This is a genomic window from Paenibacillus sanguinis 2301083 = DSM 16941 (genome assembly GCF_000374825.1).
Taxonomy (GTDB): Bacteria; Bacillota; Bacilli; order Paenibacillales; family Paenibacillaceae; genus Fontibacillus; species Fontibacillus sanguinis.
In genome coordinates, this window is sequence record NZ_KB895387.1 from 1 (window position 1) to 25,972 (window position 25,972).

Annotated in this window: 26 protein-coding genes; 6 read left to right on the forward strand and 20 right to left on the reverse strand. The window is 50.4% G+C overall.

Annotation, left to right across the window (positions count from 1 at the left end; genetic code table 11):
• Positions 1–239: integrase core domain-containing protein (locus tag C557_RS23705; RefSeq protein ID WP_018749752.1), on the forward strand; the 239-nt coding region annotated here is incomplete at its 5' end.
• A 265-nt stretch (positions 240–504) separates the two neighbouring features.
• Here the strand turns inward: C557_RS23705 and C557_RS0117030 are convergent.
• The 8 genes from C557_RS0117030 to C557_RS0117065 all read right to left on the reverse strand — a co-directional run bounded on the left by C557_RS0117030 (position 505) and on the right by C557_RS0117065 (position 6,072).
• The gene (locus tag C557_RS0117030; RefSeq protein WP_018753097.1) at positions 505–978 is read right to left on the reverse strand and encodes a phage tail assembly chaperone; all 474 of its coding nucleotides are present in this window, start codon (positions 976–978) and stop codon (positions 505–507) included.
• A 327-nt stretch (positions 979–1,305) separates the two neighbouring features.
• Positions 1,306–1,722 (reverse strand): phage tail tube protein, encoded by a 417-nt coding sequence (locus C557_RS0117035; protein WP_018753098.1) that lies wholly within the window; start codon positions 1,720–1,722, stop codon positions 1,306–1,308.
• A gap of 22 nt (positions 1,723–1,744) precedes the next feature.
• A complete protein-coding gene (locus C557_RS0117040) occupies positions 1,745–3,202 on the reverse strand; it encodes a phage tail sheath family protein (protein ID WP_018753099.1) in 1,458 nt (485 codons plus the stop codon).
• Positions 3,203–3,204: 2 nt separating this feature from the next.
• The gene (locus C557_RS23710; protein ID WP_018753100.1) at positions 3,205–3,459 is read right to left on the reverse strand and encodes a YqzN/YkzM domain-containing protein; all 255 of its coding nucleotides are present in this window, start codon (positions 3,457–3,459) and stop codon (positions 3,205–3,207) included.
• 6 nt (positions 3,460–3,465) lie between these two features.
• Positions 3,466–3,966, reverse strand: a complete 501-nt coding sequence (locus C557_RS0117050) for a hypothetical protein (protein ID WP_018753101.1) — start codon at positions 3,964–3,966, stop codon at positions 3,466–3,468.
• On the reverse strand, positions 3,963–4,121 hold the full coding sequence (locus tag C557_RS25025; protein ID WP_018753102.1) for a hypothetical protein: 159 nt from the start codon (positions 4,119–4,121) through the stop codon (positions 3,963–3,965). Before C557_RS25025 ends, C557_RS0117050 begins: the two co-directional genes overlap by 4 nt.
• A gap of 651 nt (positions 4,122–4,772) precedes the next feature.
• Positions 4,773–5,318 carry a DNA topology modulation protein gene (locus C557_RS0117060; protein ID WP_018753103.1) on the reverse strand — a complete coding sequence of 182 codons (546 nt, stop codon included), beginning with the start codon at positions 5,316–5,318 and terminating at the stop codon, positions 4,773–4,775.
• Between the two features lie 250 nt (positions 5,319–5,568).
• Entirely contained in the window at positions 5,569–6,072 is a 504-nt protein-coding gene (locus C557_RS0117065; RefSeq protein ID WP_018753104.1) for an ArpU family phage packaging/lysis transcriptional regulator, read from the reverse strand.
• 373 nt (positions 6,073–6,445) lie between these two features.
• Here C557_RS0117065 and C557_RS0117070 point away from each other — a divergent pair, with 373 nt between their 5' ends.
• The 3 genes from C557_RS0117070 (at position 6,446) to C557_RS0117080 (ending at position 7,867) form a co-directional block, all read left to right on the forward strand.
• Positions 6,446–6,799 (forward strand): helix-turn-helix domain-containing protein, encoded by a 354-nt coding sequence (locus C557_RS0117070; RefSeq protein WP_018753105.1) that lies wholly within the window; start codon positions 6,446–6,448, stop codon positions 6,797–6,799.
• 88 nt (positions 6,800–6,887) lie between these two features.
• Positions 6,888–7,478: an ImmA/IrrE family metallo-endopeptidase gene (locus C557_RS0117075; protein ID WP_018753106.1), complete on the forward strand. Its 591-nt coding sequence runs from the start codon at positions 6,888–6,890 to the stop codon at positions 7,476–7,478.
• A gap of 2 nt (positions 7,479–7,480) precedes the next feature.
• The gene (locus C557_RS0117080) at positions 7,481–7,867 is read left to right on the forward strand and encodes a hypothetical protein (protein WP_018753107.1); all 387 of its coding nucleotides are present in this window, start codon (positions 7,481–7,483) and stop codon (positions 7,865–7,867) included.
• On the opposite strand, the gene C557_RS0117085 is transcribed toward C557_RS0117080, so the two are convergent.
• Entirely contained in the window at positions 7,818–9,041 is a 1,224-nt protein-coding gene (locus C557_RS0117085; RefSeq protein WP_018753108.1) for an oxalate decarboxylase family bicupin, read from the reverse strand. The two genes, C557_RS0117080 and C557_RS0117085, sit on opposite strands and share 50 nt — an antisense overlap.
• Before the next feature lie 390 nt (positions 9,042–9,431).
• On the opposite strand from C557_RS0117085, the gene C557_RS0117090 reads away from it, so the two are divergent.
• Complete coding sequence (locus tag C557_RS0117090) at positions 9,432–11,459, forward strand: DUF4832 domain-containing protein (RefSeq protein ID WP_018753109.1); 2,028 nt, start codon at positions 9,432–9,434, stop codon at positions 11,457–11,459.
• Between the two features lie 711 nt (positions 11,460–12,170).
• On the opposite strand, the gene C557_RS25030 is transcribed toward C557_RS0117090, so the two are convergent.
• From C557_RS25030 to C557_RS0117150, 11 genes are all read right to left on the reverse strand, one after another.
• Entirely contained in the window at positions 12,171–12,284 is a 114-nt protein-coding gene (locus tag C557_RS25030; RefSeq protein WP_018753110.1) for a putative holin-like toxin, read from the reverse strand.
• Positions 12,285–12,564: 280 nt separating this feature from the next.
• Positions 12,565–13,263: an RNA polymerase sporulation sigma factor SigK gene (sigK, locus tag C557_RS0117100; RefSeq protein WP_018753111.1), complete on the reverse strand. Its 699-nt coding sequence runs from the start codon at positions 13,261–13,263 to the stop codon at positions 12,565–12,567.
• A gap of 223 nt (positions 13,264–13,486) precedes the next feature.
• Positions 13,487–15,121 carry an MDR family MFS transporter gene (locus C557_RS0117105; RefSeq protein WP_040677227.1) on the reverse strand — a complete coding sequence of 545 codons (1,635 nt, stop codon included), beginning with the start codon at positions 15,119–15,121 and terminating at the stop codon, positions 13,487–13,489.
• 17 nt (positions 15,122–15,138) lie between these two features.
• The gene (locus C557_RS0117110) at positions 15,139–15,576 is read right to left on the reverse strand and encodes a MarR family winged helix-turn-helix transcriptional regulator (protein ID WP_018753113.1); all 438 of its coding nucleotides are present in this window, start codon (positions 15,574–15,576) and stop codon (positions 15,139–15,141) included.
• Between the two features lie 195 nt (positions 15,577–15,771).
• The gene (locus C557_RS0117115; RefSeq protein WP_018753114.1) at positions 15,772–17,412 is read right to left on the reverse strand and encodes a glycoside hydrolase family 43 protein; all 1,641 of its coding nucleotides are present in this window, start codon (positions 17,410–17,412) and stop codon (positions 15,772–15,774) included.
• Positions 17,381–18,427 carry a pectinesterase family protein gene (locus C557_RS0117120; protein WP_018753115.1) on the reverse strand — a complete coding sequence of 349 codons (1,047 nt, stop codon included), beginning with the start codon at positions 18,425–18,427 and terminating at the stop codon, positions 17,381–17,383. Before C557_RS0117120 ends, C557_RS0117115 begins: the two co-directional genes overlap by 32 nt.
• A gap of 45 nt (positions 18,428–18,472) precedes the next feature.
• Positions 18,473–19,459: a dienelactone hydrolase family protein gene (locus tag C557_RS0117125; protein WP_018753116.1), complete on the reverse strand. Its 987-nt coding sequence runs from the start codon at positions 19,457–19,459 to the stop codon at positions 18,473–18,475.
• A gap of 12 nt (positions 19,460–19,471) precedes the next feature.
• The gene (locus tag C557_RS0117130; protein ID WP_018753117.1) at positions 19,472–20,830 is read right to left on the reverse strand and encodes a glycoside hydrolase family 28 protein; all 1,359 of its coding nucleotides are present in this window, start codon (positions 20,828–20,830) and stop codon (positions 19,472–19,474) included.
• Positions 20,823–21,968: a glycoside hydrolase family 88/105 protein gene (locus C557_RS0117135; protein WP_018753118.1), complete on the reverse strand. Its 1,146-nt coding sequence runs from the start codon at positions 21,966–21,968 to the stop codon at positions 20,823–20,825. The genes C557_RS0117130 and C557_RS0117135 overlap by 8 nt, the downstream gene beginning before the upstream one ends.
• A 2-nt stretch (positions 21,969–21,970) precedes the next feature.
• A complete protein-coding gene (locus C557_RS0117140; RefSeq protein WP_018753119.1) occupies positions 21,971–23,524 on the reverse strand; it encodes an extracellular solute-binding protein in 1,554 nt (517 codons plus the stop codon).
• A gap of 274 nt (positions 23,525–23,798) precedes the next feature.
• Positions 23,799–24,656, reverse strand: a complete 858-nt coding sequence (locus C557_RS0117150) for an ABC transporter permease (protein WP_240472979.1) — start codon at positions 24,654–24,656, stop codon at positions 23,799–23,801.
• A 411-nt stretch (positions 24,657–25,067) separates the two neighbouring features.
• Between C557_RS0117150 and C557_RS0117155 the strand changes: the two genes are divergently transcribed.
• The gene (locus C557_RS0117155; RefSeq protein ID WP_018753121.1) at positions 25,068–25,952 is read left to right on the forward strand and encodes a carbohydrate ABC transporter permease; all 885 of its coding nucleotides are present in this window, start codon (positions 25,068–25,070) and stop codon (positions 25,950–25,952) included.
• Positions 25,953–25,972 lie beyond the last annotated feature (20 nt).

Here is a 25,972-nt window from a genome sequence, read left to right on the forward strand (position 1 = left end):
TGAAGGCCAGCATGAGCCGCAAAGGCAACTGTTATGATAATGCTTGTATAGAGTCTTTTCATAGCATTCTGAAGAAAGAGCTGATTTATTGCAAGCGATTTAAGACCAAGCAACAAGCCTACGATGAAATCTACCGCTATCTTGAGTTTTTCTACAATCGCAAACGGATCCACGGTTCACTAGGCTATTTATCACCGGTTCGTTTTGCTGCGCAGTTCAATAAGAGAAGAGTCGGTTAAAGAGTGTCCACTTTCTTGACAGAGGTCCAGATTTCCCTATAATGCATCCAGCAGGCCTCACTCTTCAATTCATCCCACAACCCAATACCAGCCACCAAGCGGAAGCACATTATGCACTCCACCATTCACATCAGTTCCAACTCCCGCTCCGTGAAGGCCCGCAGCAGCAGGCGCTCTCCCTTGGGCAATGACCAATATGCTCCGGGGCGCAGATGATGCCGTGTCCACATATGGAACAGCAGTGTGGTCTGGCCACCGGAGTCGATTAGTTTTTTACGTCTTCAATATCCACGCCGAAGCCGGAGATTTCCAGCACCTTGTCCCCTACGGCGTCTAACTCACCGGCAAGCAGCAAACGGCGTACGGCCTCTTCACCACCGGACAGCTTCAGGCGGCTGACCAGACGATCGTCGCCCCAACCGCTCAGCTTCACGCCACTTCCCGTCTCCCCTGCGGAATCCTTCTTCACCACTTCGAGCGCAGAGGTCGCTTCCTTAATCAGCACCGCATTAAACAGCTCACTGTCGATTTTTTCAGTAATATGGCCTTTCGTCGTCTTGCGAATCGTGCAACGCTCACGAATGGCGTCCACCTTGCTCGATGTCAGTCCCCGTAAAGTCACGCGCAGACCCAGTCGGCCAATAAAGACCGTTTCCTCAGGTAAATTAGCGGCTGTCTCAAACAGCCCGTCCAGAATTTCCTGCTCATTTACAGGATCGTAGGATGTATGTTCACTCAAGATCAATTCCTCCTTTTTACTTCAGAAATTCCAACTTTGGAATTGAAGCATCTTCTATGCCATAAGGAAAGTGTCTATTAAACACATCTATTCCCGTATGTTCCAGGCAGACAGAAAATACGATAAATAAAGACGAAGCAAGACGGCAGAGGGAGCTTAGAGTTTTCGACGGAGTGGTACATCGACCGTGTCATCCCTCACACCCACTCTTTAGGCATCCTCATCTAATGCCTACTCCGCAGTCACATGCTCCCCTGCTGCTATCCCTGCTCCATAACGTCCCTATTCTGTTAAACCATGCTCATTGCCAACAGGTCTTCTTCTACATTAAGAAGCGACAATCGGGTCAAGCAATTCGTAGGATTCAAATGTAAACGGCGTTTCCTCCACGATCTCTTCGCCTGCCGTCCAATTCGCGAGCTGAATACGGTCCACCATGCAATTGTTCAACTGAATGCGCTCGAAGCCGTAGGCTTCGGGATCATCCAGCTTGTGAATAATTGAAAATTTCTGGAAGCCGCGGGCGATCATGTCCGAGGTCACCTTATAGCCGCTCATTGTGCCGGTGCCTTTTTTGCGTCCCAGCTTGAACACCGTGTAGTCCGTGCCCACCAGATTAAGCTCCTTCTTCTCTGCTTCCACATTGGCTTCCAGGTGGTTCAAGTTGGACTGCCATGCCCCTTCAATAAAAATCTGGCCGAACGTCCCCATAACCACGCGGCCGGGATCAAGAAATTGTGCCATTGTTTTCGTTCCTCCCTATTCTTTATTGCACGTAGAACGTGCCGAAAATTTGTTCCATAACATCCGTGTCGTCCGCCGTCCAGGTCAAGAAGACCTGATCATCTTCCGGCGTAATTTGTGGTGCTGTGCCATAAAAACGCGGGTCCAGCGTCACATCAAAGCCCGTGCCTTCAATCACACTCTCTGCGGCAAGTGTTTGCAAATACTGCTTGCCTGCGCCAATCAGCGCAAGTCGGCCTTCCTCGGTGTTGTTGACCTTACCGATGTAGGCATCCTCGGCCGTACGTTGCAGGTCCGCATTAATCTGGTCGATGACACGAATTTTGCGAATTTTCTTCCAGCCTTTGTTTTGTCCCTCGCGTGGGGAGATCAAGCTGTTCACACCGCGCAATACCTTGACTCGGCGTCCGTCATGCACCAGCAGGAATACTCCACCCTTCACCGCTTCTTCTTGCTCGGAACGCGTCCAGCGCCGGGTTACATCATTAAAGGGAGAAGCCGCATATGTCGTCGATCCCCTGAGCGGCTGACCGGCAATGAGACCTGCTACCCAAGCAGCCACCTGGGCAGATGAATACGCGGTTCCGTTCAATACAGCACCTGTCCCCACATTAACGACGCCTTCATAATCGATCACGGCGCTACGCGTTACCGCTTTGCTAACCGCATCCGTTGCCACATCATCGCTAGCTGAGCCGCCAAGCACGGCAATAATTCCCTTGCCTTCCTCGCGAACACGCTTGAGCCATGCTACAACACTAGTGTGCAATGCAGGCTCCGCAACTCCATCAAGTGTCAGGACATGAAAATCTTGAGTCTCAAAAGCCGATAAAGCAGATGTGTAATCCGCATGAGTAATTCCCGAAATGCCACTTTCACCGCCGGTTAAAGCCGCTCCGGATACATCCGTCAGCACCCCGGCGCCGAGCACGTCAGCCGTAATCCACTGATTGGCCGGATCTCCGTTAATAGCCGCAGCCACCGCGACGGTCGAGCCATCTCCTGCTGCAAACGTACGCAGCAACGCTGTTCCTTCATACAGCTTCAATTCCTTGCTGCCCGGAACCGTCAGGCTTGGCTGCAACGTCACGCGGAAGGCGTTCCCCCGTTTGCCGGGATACTTGGCCTTCAACACCAATGCACCCGCAGCATCCTCATCCTCCAGCGTCAAGGACGCAGCGGCGGCTGTACTGTCAGCCAATCGATAAGCCAGCAGCTTCTTTGGCCCACTAAGCAAGGTCAAATATAATGTAGTGAACGCCGTTGCCCCTTCCGAAGCATCATTCGAGAACAGCTCGCGAATCGCCGCCTCACTAGGCACCTCCACGAATTGTCCCACTGGCCCCCAATGGGCCTTGACCGGAGCGACCACAACCCCGCGCGCTCCCGCTTGAATCGCATTTCCTGCCGCACTCACAAAATTCATATACAGCCCCGGCAACACCGGCTGATCCGTTAAACTCCAACTTCCTCCTGCCATACTTAACGCACCTTCCTTCCCAAAAATTGTTTGACTAAACGCTTGGCTACATCCACCTGCAGCTTTTCCTCTTCCAAACCTGCCGCTGCACCAGCAAACACCTCCGGCTTGACGCCAAGCAGCATTTCCGATGCATTTAACAACTCGCTATACGTATAACTTGGCAGCGGGCTTGCGCTTTTGCGCTTGCCTGTTGCTGCGGAATTCACCGGCGCCTTATTCCGGGATGCCGGCAATTTTACCTTCTGAGTTGCCAACTCTCTTCACCTCATCTTCGATTGATAATGTACATATTGCATGAGTGGTGCTTCCTGCACAGGCCCGGACATCCGCCGCACCAGCGTAACGTTAAGCCGGCCGGAAGCGGCCGCCTCTTCCGCGGCCTGGTCCACTGGCCATGCCAGCTTTGGCTCCACAATCCGCATATAAGTACGTTTCGCTTCATCCAGCGGAACTTTGACTGCTAGGCCCAGCGCCTCAAGCAATCCGGCCAAGGCCGATTGCTCCTGCTGAGCATCCTGCCCCCGCACCCATGCCGACATTTGGCAGCGAACCTCAAAGGATACCGGACCAAGGGGCCTGACCTCCATCCCCATGAGCTTCCATAGCATCGCTGGCCCATCCAGGTTTTCAGGCCATAGAACGGTATGTACCTTCCATTCCGGACCAAGCACACGTGTTGACCAGCCCGCAAGGGCCGCCAGCCAGGAATCCCCCACAGTTAATGGAGCGGCTCCATCTATCGCTTCGCCAATGATGATCACCTCCTTTCCATTGCATCCAAATCAAGCACACAGCGCGGCAAGCCGCAAAACTGCTTGGTCCCCTCCAACCGCCCCCAAATGCAGCCTTGGCACTTCAAGGGCTGAACCCATTCATCCAAGGATTCCAGCGGCGGCGTTTTATTTTTATTTCGCATTCCAATAAGACCTCCCACGACAAAAGCCGCCGATTCTTTTAAAGAATGACAGCGGCTTTTTTGAAATGAACTGATGATAGGAGCGTAGAACGTAATTGCTTTAGGTTACCAAGCCCTCGTGCCTTCGCTTCCTACACTACCAATTTAACACCCTGGAAACCGAGCGAAGGGCCATCCAGCGGACAGCAAACGGACAGCAACCGGACAGGCTTGATTTTGCAGATTAACAAAGCTTGAAATAAATTTAAAACTAATAAGAGGCGCTCCTTAAGTCATGGACGTTATAACCATCCATGCAAGGAACACCTCTATTTGTAAAAAAAGATATGTGCGACCATCATTCAAAAATGGTTAAATGGTCAATCCCCTCTAATGCGAAATACATATATGACTTAAATTTATCGGCTAAACACCGGAATCAGTGCTTGACATGGGACGATGAGGCCCTGCGGGTTCGTAGAATTCTTCCAATCGCTGTTGTTCATAGATTTTTCTGATTCAATAAATCCTTATAAGGTAGAAATCCATTCTCAAAGGCGACCACTTCGTTTCTCCAGAATCCTACGACCCTCCGATCTTTAGATGTTTTTTGTCAAGTACTGGTTTTGAGCGAGAGCCTTTTTTTTACTAAGATACCTCTCTCGTATAGTGTTATAAAACACTTTCAAGTTCTTCAAAATACTGCAACCCTTGACTCCTTATTTCATTCAACAATCTCTTTGCTTCCTTGGGTCGCTTGATGATGATTACTTTTGTGTCTTTTGAGTATGTCGCCAGTCTGTTCATGATATTCAAACTATGATCTCTTCTAAAATTCCAAACATATTTTATAAATGGCCAATCAATCGACTCCGGGCAACCCTCATTAAGATCAGGCCTAGTCTTCCCATGATATTGTATTCTGCGCTTTAATACTCTATATGTAGTAATCCATGGTGACATATCAAAGTAAATAATAGCATCGGCAGCGTGAGCTCTAATATCCATGGTGCTGCCATAATGTCCGTCTATGATCCATTCTTCTTTCATAACTAATTGCTTATTAAATTTAATCCACTCTTCTTTGGGAGTCTCCACCCATCCGGGCTTCCAATAATAAGCATCCAGATGATAAACAGGCAATCTCAGTTCTTCTCCGAGTTTTCGTGAGTATGTGGACTTCCCGGAGCCACTTGAACCAATAATTATGATTCTCATTTCATGATCCTCTCCATCCCCACATGGCTTGAATAAGCGATTCTTATACAATTCGACTGTTATGAAAAGATCACCTTTTGCTGTAGTGTTGAATTACTTTTGACCAACGCTCCCGCATACTATGGAATCTGCTATAGAACGCTCAATTTCCGGATGTTTCTGCACAAGATCTGAACATAATACAGGATTTGCAAATTGGTAATGTGAGAGTGAAGAGCAAACACTACCCAAACAGAAGACGAAGCCGGCCTCAGCCGACTTCATGCTTTGCTTTCCTCTGCTCAGTGCGTGATCGATCTTCTTTCTCGTAGACCTCAAGACCCATAGCTGCCGCCAAAAGACGGATAGCACTGGCTTTGATCCGGCGGTAGGTACGATCGCTAATGCCCATCTCACCACAACTGATAAAATCATATTCGCCTTCCCGGCTGAGATAGCTCCGTTGAATCACCTCCTGCTGATCCTCCGAGAGCCGCTCCATCGCCAGCTCAAGTAGTTCCGACTTTCGAATCAATTCCGCTTCCTTGTCCGCATTCATAATAGCCAATCGTTCCGTAGGGTTGCTAACTCCCCCTCCTCCATGATATCGCGGCTCGTATTGGGCCGTAACAAAAGCCTCCTGACGAATCAACCCGATTTGCCGGTATTGCCGCACCTCCTCCAAACGAAGCTCCACGGCCGCCCGGGTAGCTGTCTCGTCAACTGGCAGTGGACTGAATAAGGCATGATATACATGTACACGTCTTCTTCCCAACTGTACCCCTCCTCATATATACTATTGTCAATTTGGCAACAATCACTTTTCTGTTGGTTCCTAAAAATAAAGCTTGTCTGGATCAAACATCTTTTATATTACCGATTCGGTAACTATAATCTCATTATATATTGCCATTTCGGTAATGTCAACCCATTTTATTACCAATTCGACAATGCATTATCCAACTGCATCTAACACCTTTACCAATTTGGCAACATGTGATAAAATGATTTAAAGAGTATATTTGAACATAAAGTGATGTAGACTTTAGCAAGAGAGGCCATATTTTTGTGGTCATCGTTCGGGTGATATTGATAGCTCCTTATTTATTAATGAGGCTTTCAGATATCGGAAGAGAAGAGGAGTAGCTATGCATACGTTAGGCGATCGGATCAAACACCTACGAGAACAAAATAACCTTACGCAAAAGGATTTGGCCGCCAAAGCGGATATTTCGATTGTACAATTGTCCAGATACGAGACCAATGACCGCAAGCCTGATCCCGAAGTGCTGCGTAAAATTGTAGATGCTCTGGATACAAGCGCCGACTATTTGCTTGGACGTACCAGCGATCCTGCCTCTGCCGCGGACAAGGCGATGAGCTTATCCTTTTTTGGCGGGCCTGAAGCCTACACCGCAGATGAAATCGCCATGATGGAAGCCGCGCTTAAAGCCTATCGGGAGCAGAAAAAAAAGCTGCTGAACGAGGATGGTTCCAACTAATCGGCAAGTCGTGATTACGGCCCCGGCCAGGGGCTTTTATTTCGGCCATTGAACCGAACATACATTCTTATATGAGGTGGTTGAATTGTTGTATACCTACTATCAAGAAACCTTTCTGGAACAGTGGATCAATACGAAATGTCTGAGCCATGGCATCCTGAAGCCAGCGGATCTGGATATTTCACGTATTGCTGAAGCCTTTGGTGTTGAAGTGCTCACCGGGGATTATCCCTCATTCTCCGACAACGAGGAGAATGTCATTTTCCTGAACAAGCACATCGATCCTGCTGAGGCCAGAGTCATCTTCTTCCATGAGTTATGTCATGTGCTGCGGCATGCGGGAGACCAGCGGCGCATGCATGCTCTGTTCAAAAACGCTCAGGAAACGGAAGCCGAACAGTTTGTGCTTTACGCTGCCATTCCCTTTTACATGTTCGCCAAGCTGCCGGTGCCAGATTACCGTAATGAAGCCGTCGCCTATATTGCGGAGCAGTTCCATGTTCCTGAAGGTTTGGCTGAGCAGCGACTCGATCAAATTCAGCGCCGAGTGCTGCATGGCACTCTGTTGGCGGCCGCACAGGATACGAAGCGAAGGGAACTCGAACACCAGTGGTCTCCGGAGACCCAGCGGGTGCTGTCCCAATTGGAACGCCAGTTAGGTGGGAAAAGGAGACATTAAGCATGCGTATAGCGGCATTTTGCGATTTTTACGGAGAGGCCTCACATCCGTTGCAATTAATCATTCGGGGGAGTGCGGGAGAATTGGATTGGTCAAGGCCCGTATATATTCCGGTTGCTGGACCTTTTGAGCCTTTCACTGCCGAAGACTTTGGTGATTTGTATGGAGTCTCGGTCTTGCTGGAGGATTTGCTTATCTGCGAAGACGAAGAACCGCCGAATTACGTCGACGGTCCAGAGGAACTGAGTATGAGTCAAAATAGCACCCCGGTCTATATCGGCATTGATTTGCCGCAGATCGCAGCACGCTGTGCCAATCCGGAAGACATCCGGTTCCTGGCTATTCAGATGGACGATGTTGAGGAGGTGCTTCATTACCGCCGGCGTTAACCTGAGCAGCATCAGGTATATCATATTTTACTACGGGCCATTTTTCCTTGCGCAAGGCATCCATCAGCAGCGGTCCCACATGCAAATTGTCCTGAACCAGTTCACGTGGGGTTAACGCCATCCATTGGTTGAGGGAGACATCAGCAAAGCGGTCGCTCTTGAATATTTCCAGGAACCAGATGCTCTGCTCTCCGGTATTCTGGATGTAATGTCCATAAGCAAACGGTACATACCCTACATCCCCGGCCCGAACATTGAAGGTTCGCGCCGTGCCTCCCCCGGCAAATGCGGTCATGCGGCCCTGACCCGACAAATAATATTGCCATTCATCGTTGTTCGGATGCCAGTGCAGCTCACGTATTGCACCGGGCTTGATTTCCACCAGAGCAGCCGCAATCGTTCGCGAGATGGGAAAATTGGACGAATCGGCAATGCGGACACTCCCGCCAGGTGTAATGATCGGCTTCTGCGCCAGCAGACTATGCTTGAAGCTGAGAGGAATTTCTCCATAAGGAGAGGTCACCCTCTGGCTGTCCAGTGATCCGGGAATGGCATCCTGGTAAATATAGACCTGCTTGGAGGGAATATGCTCAAACGCCCGCTCCGGAACTCCAAAATTGGCGGATAAGACCTCTTTTGGGGTATGGGCAAACCAATCTGAGATAGATAGTGTGTTCAAGTCGGAGAAGTTCCCATCATCAAATACCAGCAGGAATTCACAGCCTTCCTCTAATCCCTGTATGGAGTGAGGAAGCCCGGGCGGGAAATACCATAAATCTCCTACACCCACATCAGCAATAAAATTCCGTCCTAGCTGATCCACCGCCGTAATTCGCGCCTTCCCCTGGATCATAAACGACCATTCTGCCTGCTGATGCCAATGCAACTCCCGAACCCCTCCAGGAGTCAGGCGCATGTTTACCCCAGCCAGCGTAGTTGCAATGGGCAGCTCCCTGGCCGTGATTTCCCGGGACCAACCTCCATGATTAAGCTGCATATGAGTATCGGAGAAGGAGAATTTTAAATTCGGCACTAATCCGTTATCCGTTACCGGGGGAACCAGCATATCGGGATTCTCCAGGTCACGCCAAATATCTCGCGGCCCAGGGTCTGTAGCCCCGCTGCCATCCTCCCGAATCGGCTCGGGAATCGAGAATTTGTGATTTTCCGGCATTCTTGACCACTCCTCTTTCCTGATCCATCCTGATCATTCCATGAAGAGTGTATTCCCTATATGCACAAAATATGTTCCACAGGCCATCTTCTGACCAAGCCGCTTGCCTGCGATGTGTTTGAGCGCTTAGCCTCTTGCCTTGATCACATCAAAGCTTCATCATCCATTTTATGAATGATAAACAAGGCATATTGGAGATATATATAATATTTTTTGGCGCAATATTAAAACAAAATATTTCATATTATTTCACAAAAATTGCGCCAAACCATATATTTTATTCCATTTTATTAAAAATACTGCTTGAATTATCTAAATTTTACTCTATAATCTCTAGTTAAGAGCGCAAAATAAAATAATAATTTGCGCCAAATTATCTGGAGGTGCTTAATGAATATCAACACCATTATTCAGAAAGACTCGCCTCACTTATCGCCTGGCAAGAGATCAGTCAGACTACGATTACTGCTGGCTTTTGTGCTGGTCGTAAGCAGTCTGGTCAGTCTGGCCCCTGCAGCTTCGGCCGCAACATTTACCCCTGCCGAACTGGACAGCCCACTTAACAATCCCTTCAAGGGCTGGGCGCCTCCTGCTGCTGGCGGACCGTACGCACAACCTCACAAGCTGGTCTATGCCGGTGTCACCTGGAAAGAACTCGAACCCACCAAAGGCGTCTTCGACTGGGACGGCATTGAAGCCAAATTCAAGTTTGATTATTGGCGGAGTCAAGGGGTGAGAGTGGTCTTCCGGCTGTTGCTGGACAATCCGACCGGCGCGCCACATCGCGACATCCCCGACTGGCTGTATAACGAAATGCTCACGCAGGAAGGAACAGCCGGCACGGCTTATCAGGACAATACCGGGGGGATGGGAACCGGCAACAATACCGGCTTTTCCCCTAACTACAGCTCGCCAATCTTGATCGCCCGCCATAAAGTGCTGCTTGATGCCATTGCAGCCCGTTATTATACCCAAGATGCACCCATTGCTTTTGTCCAAATTGGCTCGCTAGGCCATTGGGGTGAATTCCATACCTGGCCCTATGTCGGCCCCAATAATGAACAGAACTACACCGGTGTATTTCCACCCAATGCCATTTCGGATCAATTTATTCAGCACTATATCGATGCCTTTTCCAATAAATCCGACCGCATCCAGGTTATGATTCGTCGAAGTGTACAGCTAGCCTCCACACATAGACTAGGCATGTTCAATGATGTATTTGGCGACAAACCCAGCTTCGATTCTTCCTGGGGCTGGTATACTGGCACACAAAATGGTTACTGGGACGACATTGGCCAGCTGCAGCCCGCTTATCCAAACTTCTGGGACCATGCCATCTCTGCTGGAGAATTTTACGGGGGTGCAGGCGGCCTTCAGGCGAGTCTGACGAGTGGCGCCGGATTCACAGAGACGATGCGGCAAGCCGAGCTTAGCAAGCCAAGCTGGCTGGGCCCCAATTCTCCTGCCTCCTACACCGTAGGCGGACCCTATCAGGCCAATATAGATACGCTCAAGAAACGCATGGGCTATCATCTCGTCGTCAAGCAAGTGACGCATAATGCTTCAGCCGCCAGCGACTCCCCATTGTCGGTATCGCTCAGCATAGAGAACAAAGGCCTCCAGCACTTCCCGTTCAACTGGCCGGTTGAGTTGCAGATACGCAGCGGCTCTACTGTCGTTGCCCGGGCTGTCACTGACATTCAGCTCAAGGATTGGAAAACAGGGGCTTACTCACACACAGACTCTATCACCATCCCTTCAAATCTGCCAGCAGGTACTTACACTGTTGCACTGGCCATTCTCGACCCGGCAACAAATACCCCGGCCGTAGATTTTGCCAATACCGGCCGTACAGCCGATGGCGCCTTTCCTGTGAGTACCATTAACGTCACATCTGAATCCGATGGCGGTAACGATGGGGGCGGAGATGGCGGCGGAGGTGACACTTCTATCGTTGTGGACGGATCTGCCTCTGATTGGAACGACATCCCTGCCCTTGCTTCGGGTAGCTCGTTGATCTCCGCACTAAAGGGAACACGGGTTGATTCCACCCTTCACCTACTGGTGCAAGGCAGCGGTTTGACCGATTCCGGCGCGTTTTATATTAATGCAGACAACAACAACGCAACCGGCTACAATGCCACAGGCTGGCCCAACAGCAGCGCAGACTATTTGCTGGAAAACAATACGCTATATGCGTACACCGGCACAGGAAATAGCTGGTCCTGGAACCAGGTAGCGACACTTGGAACCGATCAGTATGCCAAGAACGCTTCGGTAGTTGAGATTGGCCTCCCGCTATCACTCATTGGCGTAAGCTCCGGTCAGACCATCCGGGTTGGCTACATTCTCGCCGGCTCAACGACAGAGCGGCTTCCCGCAGAGAACGGCACCTTGCCAACGCTTGAACTGTAGCCAAAACAAACCAACCGTTTATCTGGCCAGATTTCAGAAAGCGACTGCTCCCATAGCGTGAAACAAATTAAAACACCTTCAAGAGTTGCCATCCTATCGCAAGATAGGCGACAACCTTGAAGGTGTTTTGCGTTGATATTTTGTCTTATAGTTATCATTCTCATTCTGATCTTTTCTCGTAAATAAACATTCCAAGCTCTTCTTTAACTTTGACATAACCCAATTTCTCATAAAAATAATGATTACTTATGCTCCAGCTCGGAGTATCCAACCACCATTTTTGCACTTCAGGGTAGTTGTTTTCTATAAATAAGTGTCATAACCTGGTAGCCAATCCCTTGGTTTTGCTGACTTGGAGCAATATATATTCTACCTAAATTGTAGACAAGGCTGTCATTCACAAGGAACCCCCCCTCCTATCTGAGGACTCATTTCCACAACACAATAACCATATTTTTCAGCCGTGCGTCTCCTTTCTGTAGTCCATCTTGGCCCCGAATACTCCACTGTCTTTTAAATAATCGAAGAAGGATTAGGATAATGCGTAGATTAATTTGCTCCGCATTGAGGTATAACCTTGCCTGTGCTATGATAACAATAGAAATGGAGCCGTGCTGAACACACGACTCCCCTGTACACTTGCCGCTTTTAAAGAGCGGTCGGCTGTGCAAAGGTGGATCAGTAGACCGCATCCTTAGCTCGGAGGGCGGTCTACTTCTTTGTGTGTTGACTAATCGCTACGACGATGGCCACCACCAGCGTCAGCAGCGCAATTATAAGCGCCCCAAAGCTGATCATGATCGTCAAAGCATCCTTAATCGCCACAGGCATCACCTCCCTTCCGGGAGATTAGCCGACCGTCCCTTTTAAGCCAGTTTCATGTACATGCTATATTATAGCAATTGGTAAAATAAATAACGCCTACAAAGGCGCTGTATTTATAATATATTATGGCAATCTCAATCATAGTTATACCTTCCAACGGACGGTCACTTATAAACCAAAGGTGACAAAATTTTATCACCTTTGGTAAACACATCATTACCACCGTCAATCTAGTCTACTAATCATTACGAACAAGTTTTGTATACAACTATCCTTGTATTTACTTCTTCTTATAAAACTCATGATACAGCTTCATGAGCGCCCTTTTCTCTATACGCGACACATAGCTGCGGCTGATGCCAAGCTCCTTGGCGATTTCGCGCTGGGTCCGTTCTTCTCCCCCATGCTCCAGCCCGAAACGCCCCTTGATCACTTCCTGCTCACGCGCGTCCAAAATGTCCAGGTTCCGATAAATCTTGCTCTTCTCCATCTTGAGCTGAACCCGGTCTACAACCTCATCGGCCTCCGTACCCAATATATCAATTAATGTAATTTCATTACCTTCTTTGTCAGTTCCGATGGGATCGTGCAAGGACACGTCCTTGCGAGTCTTCTTCAACGATCTTAAATGCATAAGGATTTCATTCTCGATACACCGCGCCGCAAACGTAGCCAGCTTCGTACCTTTGTTCGGTCGGAAACTCTCGATCGCCTTAATCAGGCCAATCGTACCGATTGAGATCAAGTCCTCCAGATCCTCGCCGGTGTTGTCGAATTTCTTGACAATATGAGCTACTAATCTCAAATTATGTTCGATCAACAGGTTGCGACTAACCGGGTCGCCTTCAGCCATGCGCTGCAAATGAAGCGCTTCTTCAGCTTCAGTGAGGGGTTGGGGAAAAGCGTTGTTTTTGACATAGGAGACAAGCAAGGTAAGCTGTTTGATAAATAAAGCAATCGTACTGATCAGTCCGGGCAAGGATGACACCTCCTGAAGAAATGTGCATTTGTCTGCGGTCTGTTCATTTTATGTAGGCAGAGGCCCAGTCGTGCCTGTACGGGAAAAAGAAAAAGCACCGCCCCCTGAAATAAGGTGGCGATGCCTGACCCAGCATGGAGTAAAACGGTCCTTTAACGTTAGCCTGGCTGCTTATACCATTCCAGCGTCTCGCGAATCGCTTCATTATATTCCGCATTTAAGTTTACATGCGTTGCGTAACCGGCTCTGCCTGTGTGCCTTCCTGGCTATGCTCTTTAGATACAAGAGGTGTAGGCTCCTGATTAGTAGAGCGCAGCGGCAACTCCTTCAGGAAAAAGACCAAGATGAACGCAACAACCAGGACCAAGGCTCCCGTTAAGAAGACGGTGGACAACGTGGTGCCCAAGGCATCGCGAATCCCTTGAATCATCTGGGCGAACAACGCTTGCGCATCCGCTGGCAGACTCGCCTGGGTTTGTTCAATTAACGGCTTGTTCATCAATGTTTGCGGATTGGCAAAAGCCACCAACTGCTGGGATACCTGCGGGTCTAAGGTGCTTAAATCCGGCGCCGACGGTGATTGCATCGTAGCCTGCAAATTTTTCGCCAGGTTATTGGACATGACCGTCCCCATCACAGCAATCCCAATTGTCCCCCCCAGGTTACGGAATAACTGCATGGACGCCGTCACAACGCCAAGCTCCTGATGCGGCACCGCATTTTGTGTGGCCAATGAGAAGACCGGCATACCAACGCCAAGTCCAAAGCCAAATACAATCATGCTAAGGACAGCCATAGGTACATTGTGCATAAAGACCATAATTGCTACACCAGCTACCATAATAGGCACACCGATCAGCGCGAATTGCTTGTATTTACCCTTCCTGGCAATCAATTGCCCCGTCACAGCACTGGAAATAACCATGACAATAGACATTGGCATTGTGACATATCCGGCATAAGTCGGCGATATCCCCAAGACACCTTGGACGAAGAATGACAAGTAGATCAGTGCCCCCATCATCCCGAAGTTCATAATAAACCCGATAATATTGGAAATCGTTACTACACTGTTTTTAAACAAATGCAATGGCAAAATCGGATTGTCTACCTTGGATTCGGCAAAAATAAATAGAAGCCCGGATAGTACGGAAGCGGCCAGCAAGCCAAGGATCTGCACCGACCCCCAGGCATATGTCGTTCCCCCCCACGAGAAGGCGAGCAATAATGGCACAATCGTGGTGGTCATAAGCAAAGAGCCCCAATAATCGACGCTTTGGGAGCCGCCCCGCTCCACCTTCGGAAATAACATCATAATCATGACAAAAGCTACGATACCCAACGGCAGGAAAATCCAGAACAACCAATGCCAATCCAGATGGTCAACCAGATAACCGCCGAGCGTAGGACCAAGCACGCTGGAGAAGCCGAAGATCGCTGTCATGAAGCCCATCCATTTACCACGCTCCCGCGGCGGGAATAGGTCTCCTACCGAGGTGAAGGCGCTCGACTGGATAATCCCGGCGCCAATCCCTTGAATCCCGCGATACGCGATAAATTGAAATACGTTGGAGGACGTCCCGGTCATGAAAGCCCCTGCCATAAACAGCAAAATACCGATGAGCAGGAATGGCTTCCGTCCGTACATATCGGACAGCTTCCCTACCAGCACCGTGGCAATCGTTGATGTCAGCAAATAAATATTGATCGTCCAAGTGTAATAATCCATGCCATCCAGAATTGAAATAATTCGCGGCATGGCCGTGCTCACAATCGTCTGGTTAATCGCCGCAAAAAACATGGCAGCCATAACCGCGATCATGATTGAAACTTTACGTTTCATTGTTAAGTGTTCCATAATGTTTCTCATCTCCGTTATGATTGGTTTTCTATATTTGAGAGCATAACGTCGAAAATCCGGCGCAAATGCTGCAAATCCTCTTCCTGCAATTGATCAAATACCTTCTCGTACATCTCATTCTGCTTCTCGCCGACCTGTCGATTCACTTCCCTCCCCTTCTCGGTAATAGAAATATGAACCACCCGCCGATCATGCTCCGAACGCTCACGCCGCACGTATCCATCCGTGATCATACGATCCGTAATGCCAGTAATGGCCGCTGATGTCAAACATAACGCCTCCGCCAATTGCGATACCTTTTGCTTACCCATCGTATCCAACATGTACAGCATCTTGAACTGCGGGAAGCTGAGATTGTATTCCCCCCCACGCTTCTTCCATTCCTGGGTAATGGTTTTGATCAAGGTTCTGAAGGTCGAGGTCACCTCAAACAACTCGTCTCTTCTTGCCAATGAGCTAGCCCTCCTTCTCATTTCGTGCCGGTCGCTGTCCTGCTTAGTTAAACCTTGAATTAGTTTAATGCTTAAATATTTTAGCATTTAACAATATACCTCTTAATGATTGCCTCGTCAACTCAAAAAATGCAACAAAAAAACCGTCCCCGGTTTGAGCCAAGGACAGCGATGGAATACAACAGCTATCAGCATTTATCGATCATATCCCTCATAACGAAAATAGTTGAAGTCCGCATAGCTCCCTCGGTGGGTCTGCATGTCATGGACGGCTATGCCCACAAAGTTCCCCGTAAAGCCCCCGGACAGAAAGCTGATGGGCTGAGCAGCAAAGGCTGACAGCCAGCTTGCTTCCGCGGAATGGGCCATCGTCTTCTGTGATTCTTCTGCCCGGTAGTAAAACCGGGCTTCCGTGCCCTGCACCTCTACAGCCAGATGCACTGCACCTTTATCCGGAAGCATTAGCTTATCCGGCTCCAGGACGACCTCATCTCCAGCGCACCGCAGCAGACGCAGCACCTTGCCATGCGATTCCTCATGACTGATATACGCATACAGGTAATTATCTTCGTTCAAATATAGCAGCAGCCCGGCCATTTGCAAATAAATATCTGGCTCATATTCCAGACAAGTCTCCGCGCGGAAATACATATCCCGCTGGCGAATTGCCAGCAAATGATGCCGGAACAAGCTCTGAGGAGATTCCCCGGCGGTTAGCCGCAAATATCCAGGCCGCTTCTTCAAGGAACACCAGCTTTCGTCTGGCACAATTCGCAGCGTGTTCCATTCGGCCTGCAAGCCTTCGCCGTCAAACCTCTCCTCAAATCGAGAAGACAGCGCAGGACGCTCTAACTCGAATGCGGCATCTCTCTCACTGGCTGACTCATCATAGCAAGCAGTCAGTAGAGTCTCTCGAGGTGGAGGAACCAGCATCTGCGGGCTGTTGCCCCCGGCGGTCAGACGCAGCCAGCCCTCATCATCCCAATCCACCTGCTGCAACGCCGTCTCCCGGCCGAGAATGGCATACTTGCCCGCCACCGGACGTGTGCATAGATGGGCCATATACCACTCTCCACCGGGCGTTTCCACCAAGCTGCCGTGACCGGCACATTGAAGCGGCAACCCCGGGTCATCCCTTGAAGTCAGCATCGGATTGCGCGGGTCCACTTCGTAGGGGCCTTCCAATTGCCGGGAACGGGCAACCGTGACCGCATGTCCGCTGCCGGTTCCCCCCTCGGCCGTCACCAAATAATAATATCCGTTCCGCTTATAGATATGCGGGGCTTCCGTCTTCTTCAATGCCGTCCCATCGAATATTTTGACAGGCGTGCCAATCAAACGCCCCTGGCGAGGATCATACTCCTGCATCACAATACCACTGGATTTGTTGCTCTCCGGAATGCGATAATCCCAAATCTCGTTAAGCAGCCACTTGCGGCCGTCATCATCATGGAACAGAGAGGGATCAAAGCCACTGCCATTCAAATAGACCGGCTTTGACCATGGCCCGTTTATGGAAGGGGCTGTAATCAGATAATTATATACATCCTTGAAGGGCCGCCGGGTACTCTTGACATCGCTATAGACCAGATAAAACAATCCGTCATGCCAGCTAAGCTGAGGGGCCCATACACTGCAATCCTTGGGGTTGCCTCTCAAATCAACCTGGTCAGTCAATACATCGGCGCAATGCTCCCAATCCCTTAAATTATCCGAGCGATACACACGCACTCCCGGCAGCCATTGAAACGAAGACACCACGATATAGTAAACTTCCCCAGCCCGTACAACACACGGGTCCGGATTAAAGCCCCGCAAAATCGGGTTCTGAATCATGGTCCTCAAACTCCCACCCCCTTTCAGCCAGTCTGATGATATGTTGGAAAAACGGCTCTGCCTCCCCGAAAATGCGCTGCCTGCTCCAAGCCTCCTCCCCGTGCTCGCAGCAAGCAGCCCACGCTACCCGACTAACCCGCAGTCCGCCAGCCCTTGCCCCCAATCCGTACTCTCCATAGCGGACCGTCTTCTCCCGGCCTGAGTCATCCCAAGGGTCCCAGCCCTGCGGATGAATATGCTCCCCGATTTCGCAATTTACAAATGCAGTAGCCGCATGCTCCCGCCATGGCCGGCCCAGGAACACCGAGCCCTTGCCCACTTCAGGCTCTGCGCTCAAGCGGCATCTGGAGAACACATATCCCGCCGCTTGCTCCGGCGAGGTCGATGCCGCCGCAATATAACCGGGACTAAGCGGATTCATGCGGGCCACGCTATGAATCTCGCACCCCTCAAAATAAGCGGTCGCCCCGCCAAAGATAAAATCGACATTCCCCTCGATTCGACACTGCTCGTAGAGCTGGCGGTACTGCTGATGATGCTCCCTTAGCGGCATCCCCCCGAACGCGGCCCGGGTCAGTGGATAAGGTGGCAGTGGGCCGGTGAACAAGGTGTCCTGCTGCCCTTTGAAGCAGCAATGACGAAAGACTGCCAGATCGCAGTGGGCATATACCGCCAGTGCTTGACCCACCCGTTCCCCTGGTCCGGCTGTATTTTCAACGGTCAGATGATCCAGCACTAAACGACTTCCTCCCAGAAACAGAGTGGGCGTTGCGAAGGTCCCGATTTCCTCCCCCGCTTCATTAAGCTCCAGCGCATGGCGATTCATGCGAATCACAACCTCACCCAGACCCATCAGAGCCAGATTTGAGCGATCAATTCGCACCATCTCCTCATACACACCAGGATGGATATAAATGATTGCCGTCTTATCCATCGGCTGCCGTTCCGCCAAATCCACCGCCGCTTGAATGGTCGAGGTATCACAGCCTGCTTGCTTCCCTACCCAAAGCTTCATTTCTTCGCCTTCTCCCCCAGGTGATAGAATCCCGAACATAATTAGCTAGCCCAGCAGATGTTGCCGCAAGAACGCCAGCCAATCCGCTCGCATCTCGGCCGTTTCCATATGACCGCCGCCGGTCATTATGGATTGCCAGCGCTCTGGATGTCCCGCAGCCGCATACGCCTCTCGCAAGCCTTGATCAAGCAGCCTTACACCTTCTGGCGGACATAAACGGTCATGAAGGCCTGTCAGGCTCATGCGGGGCCGCGGCGTGATCAGATTCTGAATCTCCAGTGTCGTAAAATGCTTCAGCAGCCCCGGAACGTAGTAATAAAATCCGTGGTGATCCAGTCCCCGCTTGGCCACCAGTGTAGCCGCATCCACCTGACCGCATAGATCCACCACAACTCCGATGCGTTCATCAAGCGCAGCCAGCCACCAGGCCATCAGTCCGCCCATGGACATCCCCACCGTCGCCAGGCGAGCCGGGTCTACATCCTCGCGTGTACAAACATAGTCAATAAGCCGGCGGCTATCGTACAGCATCATCCCCCACAGGACACGTCCCTGCCACAGCATCTCCTTGACGAGTTCATGCTCGCTCTTGCCGCCTCGCTCATGAAATCCCCACATATCGATGCAGCAGACGGCACAACCCAATTCCGTCAACACCTCGACATAGGGAGGTTGCTGCAAATAAGAGCTTCCCTCCAATAACTCCTTGCGACCATGCGTATAGTTGCCCCCATGGGAATGGTTGACCACCACAAGCGGGAATGGACCATTCCCCTTCAACGGCTTGGCGAAATAAGCCGGAACCGGCTCCAATCCGTTCAAGTCAAGCAACAGGGTCTCCAGCACATAGCCGTCTCGTCGCTCTTTTTTCAGCAGGCGGGATGCAAGTGCCCCTTCCTCCGGCAAATCGCCTAGCAGATGCCATAGCTGCTCACGTTGCTTGCCTGCTGTGTCCCGACTCTCCCCATCGGAAGAAAATCCGCTGCCCCTTCCTTCCCTACGTTCTCTTGAACAGGACTCCCTCAAATTCATGGACGCACACCCTTAATTTGGACTAACCCGCTCATCGGAAGGAGCAACCTCAACCTGCTCCACCAATTTCTCCGGCTGCTTCGTATGCTTCGATGCGCAGTCGCGGAATTCCACATCTTCCCCATTTTCGACATAGAAAGCAGGGCCTACATGATTCTCCACCGTGACACGGTTAAACGAGACATCGCGTACATTGCCCAGAAAAAATCCCCGTCCCGCCATTTCCTCAATCCCCGCCATCATGGCCGGTACTCCTGGAGTGGGATGCTCCGCCATGGATATATCCACATCCGTGAAGGTGATATCCGAAATATAGCGTTCCGCCAATCCGTACATAAATCCGGCGGCGGCCTGCACTCGCCGGGCCGTGATATTGCTGAAGTGAACCCGCCGGAAGCAAGGTGTCTCCTCCGTGATGGGATACGGGTTTTTATCCCATACATAACGCTCCTTGCCACGCGGCCCGCAGAAATAATACAGCTTTAGAATAAACGGACAAATGACGTTATCCATCACAATGTTGCTGATGCGAATATCCTCGACTACGCCCCCCCGACCGCGTCTTGACTTCAAGCGAATGCCGCGGTCCGTGTGCTGGAACACACAGTTGCTAATCGTGACGTTCCGAATACTGCCGCTCATCTCACTCCCAATGACTACCCCACCGTGTCCATGGACCATCGTACAGTTCACAATCGAAATATTTTCGCAGGCTACCCGTTCCGAAGCATCCTCCGTACCCGCCTTTATGGCAATGCAGTCATCGCCCACGTCAATATGGCAATTGCTGATGCGCACATTGCGACAGGACTCCGGGTTAATTCCGTCCGTATTCGGGGAATCGGTGGGATTCAGGATGGAGACGTTGTCGATGGTCACATCGGAGCAGCGAATCGGATTGACCGTCCAACTCGGCGAATCGGCCAGATTAACATCCCGAATCGTAATCCTCCGGCAACCGTCGAAGCTGATCAGCTTGGGACGGGGGAAAGCTAGCGTCTCCGGAGCGTTCCGATGCTTATCCCACCAAGGCTGACCATTCCCGCGAATCGTCCCCCCGCCTGTAATCGCGACTTGCTCCAGGTCCTCACCGTATAGACAAGAAGCATAAACCTGCCGGTCTACCCCCTCCCAGCGGGAAGAGACAACCGGATAGTCCGCTGGATTGGTGCTGAAGGACAACACGGCTCCCGGGCTTAGCCGCAGCTCGACATGACTTGCCAACCGCAGCGAGCCGGTCAGGAACGTACCGGAAGGGACATATACCGTCCCACCCCCTGCCTGAGCCGTCTCATCGATCGCTTGTTGAATCGCTGCGGTGGACAGCTTGCTCCCGTCAGCTCTTGCCCCATAATCGACAATGTTACGCATCGGCGGTCTCCCCTTTCCTCAAAGCCTCAACCTCCGCACAGGCCAATAAAAATGCACCGAGGCCTTTCTGATCATTAACGATAATCGGCTCGCTAAGGTAGTAGGCGTACGTGCCATCCCGCTGATCGGCGCCTCCCAACCCGGCTACCTGGCAATTTTTGTTCAGATTCAGCCAACCTTTTTTTGTTTCCAGTACAAATTCAGCAATCAGACCGCTGAACGCATGATCCAACACATTGCCCCAGCTTCCTTCCAGCAAGCCCAACCGTTGTCCCTTGGCCAGGGCATAGACAATCATCGACGAAGCCGAGGCCTCCAGATAATTCCCCTTGCGTTCACCCATATTCAAAACCTGATACCACACTCCGCTGTCCGGATCCTGCACTTTTCGCAGGGCAACCAACAGCTCATTGAACATCCGCTTCAGTTCTCCGTAGTCGGGCTGTGTCTCTGGCAGCAGTTCCAGCACATCGGCCAGAGCCATCACCAGCCAGCCCAGCGATCTGCCCCAGAAATTCTGAGACAGACCCGTCTGCGGATCACACCAAGGCTGTACACGCTTCTCATCCCATGCATGGTAAAATAGACCGCTTTTATCATCGCGCGTATGCCGCTCACATAACAGAAACTGCTTGGTTACGTCCTCCAGTCCCTGCTCCTTCTCGTACTCTAGCAAATACTCCAGATAAAACGGCGCTCCCATATAAAGTCCATCGAGCCAAATTTGATAGGGATAAATCTGCTTATGCCAGAAGGCTCCCTCCGAGGTCCGTGGATGCGTTCGTAATTGGTCCCGCAGTTGATCGGCAGCCAACCGATATTTCTGTTCTCCAGTCTCTCGATGAAGCAAAAATAACAGCTTGCCGTTATTGATATGATCAATGTTGTATTCATCCTTGCGGTAGCCCCGAATACGGCCATTTTCCCCGATGAAGTGATCCATATTCTCCTGAATATAGCGAAAATAGCGCGGATCCCCCGTTTGCTGCCACAAGCTCGCGAAGCCCTTAAGCACAACGCCGTAATCATAAGACCATTTCCCGCCGTACCCCTTATCCTCATACAATTTCGGTGTACGCTCCATTACCGATTCGGCCATTTTATGGGCCCATGCTGTATAAACTGTCTGTTGTGTCAACTTTAGTCCCTCCCTATTTGCTGATATTGCGCTTCATACTCACTAATGATTTTGCTGCCACCCGACTTCTTCCAATTCTCTACTGCAGCCTTAAAGCCACCCTCATCAATCTTGCCAAGAATGTATTGATAAGTCGCATCGTTAATGATCTTCTGCAGCTCTGACCCCTGCGTATTGAAGGTCTCCGATTCCAGCGAATAGGCAGGATTGAGCACGGCGTAGTTGGCATTCTCAGCGATAAGTTTGTCCGCCTCCACCTTAAGCGGATCGGCATCATGAATCTGGAAGCCGAACTCCTTTGGCCGGGAAGCCGCAAACGGCTGCACCTCCTGCTTCCATACATCGGTATCGATGATCGTGACCGCTTGAGCGTCATCCACCGTATAGTGCACATCCTGAATACCGTAAGTCATAAGTGCAAAGACTTCCTCATTCATCAAATCATTGACGAATTTCAAGATTCGCTTGAGTTCGGATTCGTTCTTCACCTCGGATTTGGGAAAGGTCAGCAGGCCGCCAATTCCGTTATTCGCCGCCCAGATGGCGCGCTCGCTGACATCGCCCGTCACCGTGATATCGTTCACCAGCACCAGCTCCATATCATCCTGAATGCCTTTGGACAAATTCCTCAGATTTTTGCTATCGAACAAAGCTCCGACATAAATGCCAGCCTTCCCTTGAGCAAACTTCTCCTGCTGATCCATCTTCGCCGTCACGGCAAAATCTTGATTGATGTAACCGTTATCATACAACTCCTTCATAAAGTGCAGCGTTTGGAGATAACCCTCTGTCTCGAATTCAGGTGTCATCTTGCCGTCCTCACTTACCTGCCAAATATTTGGTGTGCCAAAGTAGGAGCCCAAGGTCTTGAATGCGCCATAAATGAGATCATTGCGGTCCACAAACCCGGTCGTGTCTTTAACCCCGTTCCCATCCGGGTCCTGCTCCGTAAACGCCCTGGCTACCTGCATCAGATCGTCCATCGTTTTCGGAACCTCAAGCCCTACCTGATCCAGCCAGTCCTTGCGAATGACTACGCCGTTGCGAGCCAAATCCTTTTGCAGCGGAACTCCATACAGCTTGCCTCCAATGGAAGCCGAACGACGCGTGTCCTCAGAAATCTCCTGCAAATTCGGAAATTCATCCAGGTAAGGCTCCACCTCCCAGAACATGCCTGATTTCAGGGCATTGCGGACAGAAGAATTGTCGAGAATCGTTAATGTCACAATGTCTGATAATGAATCCGAAGCCAGCGCTGTATTAATGCGTTCTTCCTTAGAGGCATCCGGCACCCAGGAGAATTTTATCTCCGTATTGGTCAATTCTTGAATTCGCTCCAGCACCGGCCCTGATGGCGGAGAAGCCGTATGCAGAACATTTAGCCAGGTAATCGTAGCCTTCTGATTCAGGTCAATTGCCGCAGTGCCATCTCCCCCGGGTTGCCCATTGCCCCCTCCGGCTGCGGAACTCCTGCTTCCTGTCCCTCCTCCGCAAGCGGATAACAGCAGCGCACCGCAGAGCAAAACAACAGCCGTTCTCAACCATCTAGCAGACATGTTTCAACTCCCCTTTTCGTTGTTATGGCAAGCTTCTTAAAAGTGGTGAATATTAGGAGCCTGCGACCGATGTGGGCTTACACTCGCTGTTAAACCCGGATTTTTGGGAAACACCTGAACCTGACAAGGTGAAAATCCGGCTTTAAAGGTGACCTCTTCCGCTGTTTCAGCTCCACATCGGCTCTCCGGCTACTTATTCACAACTCTTCTATATCTTCCTCTCCTGCACTAACCAGGGCCGGCAGAAGCAAGAATTCAATTGGCAGCGAACCGGTCAATATACTCCATCTTCGCCAAACTTCTTTGCCAGCTTGTTAGAGCCAACGACGAGAAGCAATCCTACCAAGCCCTTGAACAAGCCTACAGTTGTACTGAAGCTGAGCTGTCCGTTCTTCAAGCCGGCGGTATAAATATAGGTGTCGAAAATCTCGGCCACCTCGCGGTTTAACGAGTTCAGCAGCAGGTACATATGCTCAAAGCCAAGGTCCAGCGTGCTGCCAATTTTCAGAATAAGGAGCGTAATAATAACCGGGCGAATCGCTGGCAGTGTAACGTGCCAGGTCTTGCGGACTCGTCCTGCCCCATCCATCTCGGCAGCTTCATAAAGCTGCGTGTCTACAACGGTAATCGCTGCCAAATAGATGATCGTTGACCAGCCGAGCTCTTTCCAAATAATTTGGCCGATGTACACCGTGCGCAGCCATTCCGTCGAAGTCAGAAAGCTGATCTTGGGCAAGCCTGCCGCGGCCATCAGTTCATTTAGCACGCCGCCGTCCAAGGTCAGAAAGACATAAGTAATGGACACGATGATGACCCAGGACATGAAGTGGGGAATATAGATCACCGTCTGAATGATGTTTTTGAACCATTTGCGGCTCACCTCATTTAGCATCAAAGCCAGTAGAATCGGCAATGGAAAGAAAAAGATGAGGTTAAGCGCGAACAAGATCAGTGTGTTGCGCAGGAGCATAAAGAAGGTAGGCTCGGTGAACAGCCGAATAAAGTGCTTGAAGCCTACCCACGGACTGCCGGTAATACCGAGAAAAGGCTGATAATCCTGAAAGGCAATGATCAAGCCGCCCATAGGCAAATACTTAAAGACCAGGAAATACAAGACGCCCGGAAAAATCATAAGGTACAGCAGTTTATTGCGCCGTATTCCGGCCAGAAATGACGATGTTTTATGCTTCTGGTCCGGCCTCACGGGTAGTTGCTCTGGATCAATGACGACAGTGCCTGATGCTTTCACGGGGTAACCTCCTTCATCTTCAAAGGTGGTGGGGTAACTCGCACCTCTAGCGTAAGGCACCGTCCCTATTCCGTATATAATCATTAAATGATAGCGATTTCAGTTGGGCTTCTATCGCAGTTTTGCAGCTTGTAGACCTTAATCTATGATTATGAGCTAAGCTAATGAGCATCGGCTTCCGCCCCTTCATATTGTCCCCCTATGGAACACCTCAAAAACGGATTATATACGGAATTCCAGCCCCCTGCTATGGTGAAGCTGGATACGTTAACCGATTAGGAGGAGGATTACTTCATGGCGCACACCTTACGCAATAAAACAACTATCGGCAGCCGCATTTTTACCATCGTCAACAGCACTCTTCTGATCATCATTGCTCTCATCTGTTTACTTCCCTTTATTAACGTCATCGCCAGTTCCTTCGCTTCCACCCAGGAGATGGTGGCCAAGCGCTTTATTCTGTTCCCGACTACCTTCTCACTGGATGCTTACAAATATATTCTTTCTACGCCTACGATCTTCAAGGCCTTGGGAGTTTCCATTGGCGTTACCCTGGCAGGCACGGTGGTCAGTATGATATTGACCTCTCTGATGGCATACGGCTTATCGCGAACCTATTTATATGGTAGGAACTTTATCAACTTCGTGGTTGTATTCTCTATGCTGTTCAGCGGCGGGATGATTCCGACCTTTCTCGTCGTCAAGAGCGTTCACTTGATCGATTCCTATTGGTCCATGATTATTCCTGTGGCCATCAATGCCTTCAATCTGATCATAATGCGCAATTTCTTCCAGGCGCTTCCGGGTAGTCTGGAGGAATCAGCAAAGATGGATGGATGTACGGATTTCGGTGTATTTTTCAAAATTATGTTGCCCTTGGCCTTACCCTCCATCGCCACGATTTCCTTATTTTACGGCGTGGCCTACTGGAACACCTATATGAATGCCATTCTCTATATTAACGACTCGCTAAAATGGCCCATTCAAGTATTGCTCCGGCAAATCGTCATCGTCTCTAGCGGAATGCAGGCGGATAATACCTCTGTAGATGTCATCCCGCCAGCGCAAACCATCAAGATGGCCGTCATCGTCATCGCCACAGTGCCGATGCTGTTAGCTTATCCCTTCGTACAGCGGCATTTCGTCAAAGGGGCTTTGCTTGGCTCAGTCAAAGGGTAGCCTGCCAGGGTGTTGAGGCT

Coding starts and splice junctions, on each gene's coding strand:
- C557_RS0117085 (WP_018753108.1), bottom strand. CDS start 9,041: ATGCCGGAAAATCACAAATTCTCGATTCCCGAGCCGATTCGGGAGGAT.
- C557_RS0117060 (WP_018753103.1), bottom strand. CDS start 5,318: ATGAGAATCATAATTATTGGTTCAAGTGGCTCCGGGAAGTCCACATAC.
- C557_RS25025 (WP_018753102.1), bottom strand. CDS start 4,121: ATGCGAAATAAAAATAAAACGCCGCCGCTGGAATCCTTGGATGAATGG.
- C557_RS0117090 (WP_018753109.1), top strand. CDS start 9,432: ATGAATATCAACACCATTATTCAGAAAGACTCGCCTCACTTATCGCCT.
- C557_RS0117120 (WP_018753115.1), bottom strand. CDS start 18,427: ATGAAGCTTTGGGTAGGGAAGCAAGCAGGCTGTGATACCTCGACCATT.
- C557_RS0117105 (WP_040677227.1), bottom strand. CDS start 15,121: ATGGAACACTTAACAATGAAACGTAAAGTTTCAATCATGATCGCGGTT.
- C557_RS0117140 (WP_018753119.1), bottom strand. CDS start 23,524: ATGTCTGCTAGATGGTTGAGAACGGCTGTTGTTTTGCTCTGCGGTGCG.
- C557_RS0117115 (WP_018753114.1), bottom strand. CDS start 17,412: ATGATTCAGAACCCGATTTTGCGGGGCTTTAATCCGGACCCGTGTGTT.
- C557_RS0117070 (WP_018753105.1), top strand. CDS start 6,446: ATGCATACGTTAGGCGATCGGATCAAACACCTACGAGAACAAAATAAC.
- C557_RS0117040 (WP_018753099.1), bottom strand. CDS start 3,202: ATGGCAGGAGGAAGTTGGAGTTTAACGGATCAGCCGGTGTTGCCGGGG.
- C557_RS0117150 (WP_240472979.1), bottom strand. CDS start 24,656: ATGATTTTTCCGGGCGTCTTGTATTTCCTGGTCTTTAAGTATTTGCCT.
- C557_RS0117080 (WP_018753107.1), top strand. CDS start 7,481: ATGCGTATAGCGGCATTTTGCGATTTTTACGGAGAGGCCTCACATCCG.
- C557_RS0117155 (WP_018753121.1), top strand. CDS start 25,068: ATGGCGCACACCTTACGCAATAAAACAACTATCGGCAGCCGCATTTTT.
- C557_RS0117035 (WP_018753098.1), bottom strand. CDS start 1,722: ATGGCACAATTTCTTGATCCCGGCCGCGTGGTTATGGGGACGTTCGGC.
- C557_RS0117130 (WP_018753117.1), bottom strand. CDS start 20,830: ATGCGTAACATTGTCGATTATGGGGCAAGAGCTGACGGGAGCAAGCTG.
- C557_RS0117125 (WP_018753116.1), bottom strand. CDS start 19,459: ATGAATTTGAGGGAGTCCTGTTCAAGAGAACGTAGGGAAGGAAGGGGC.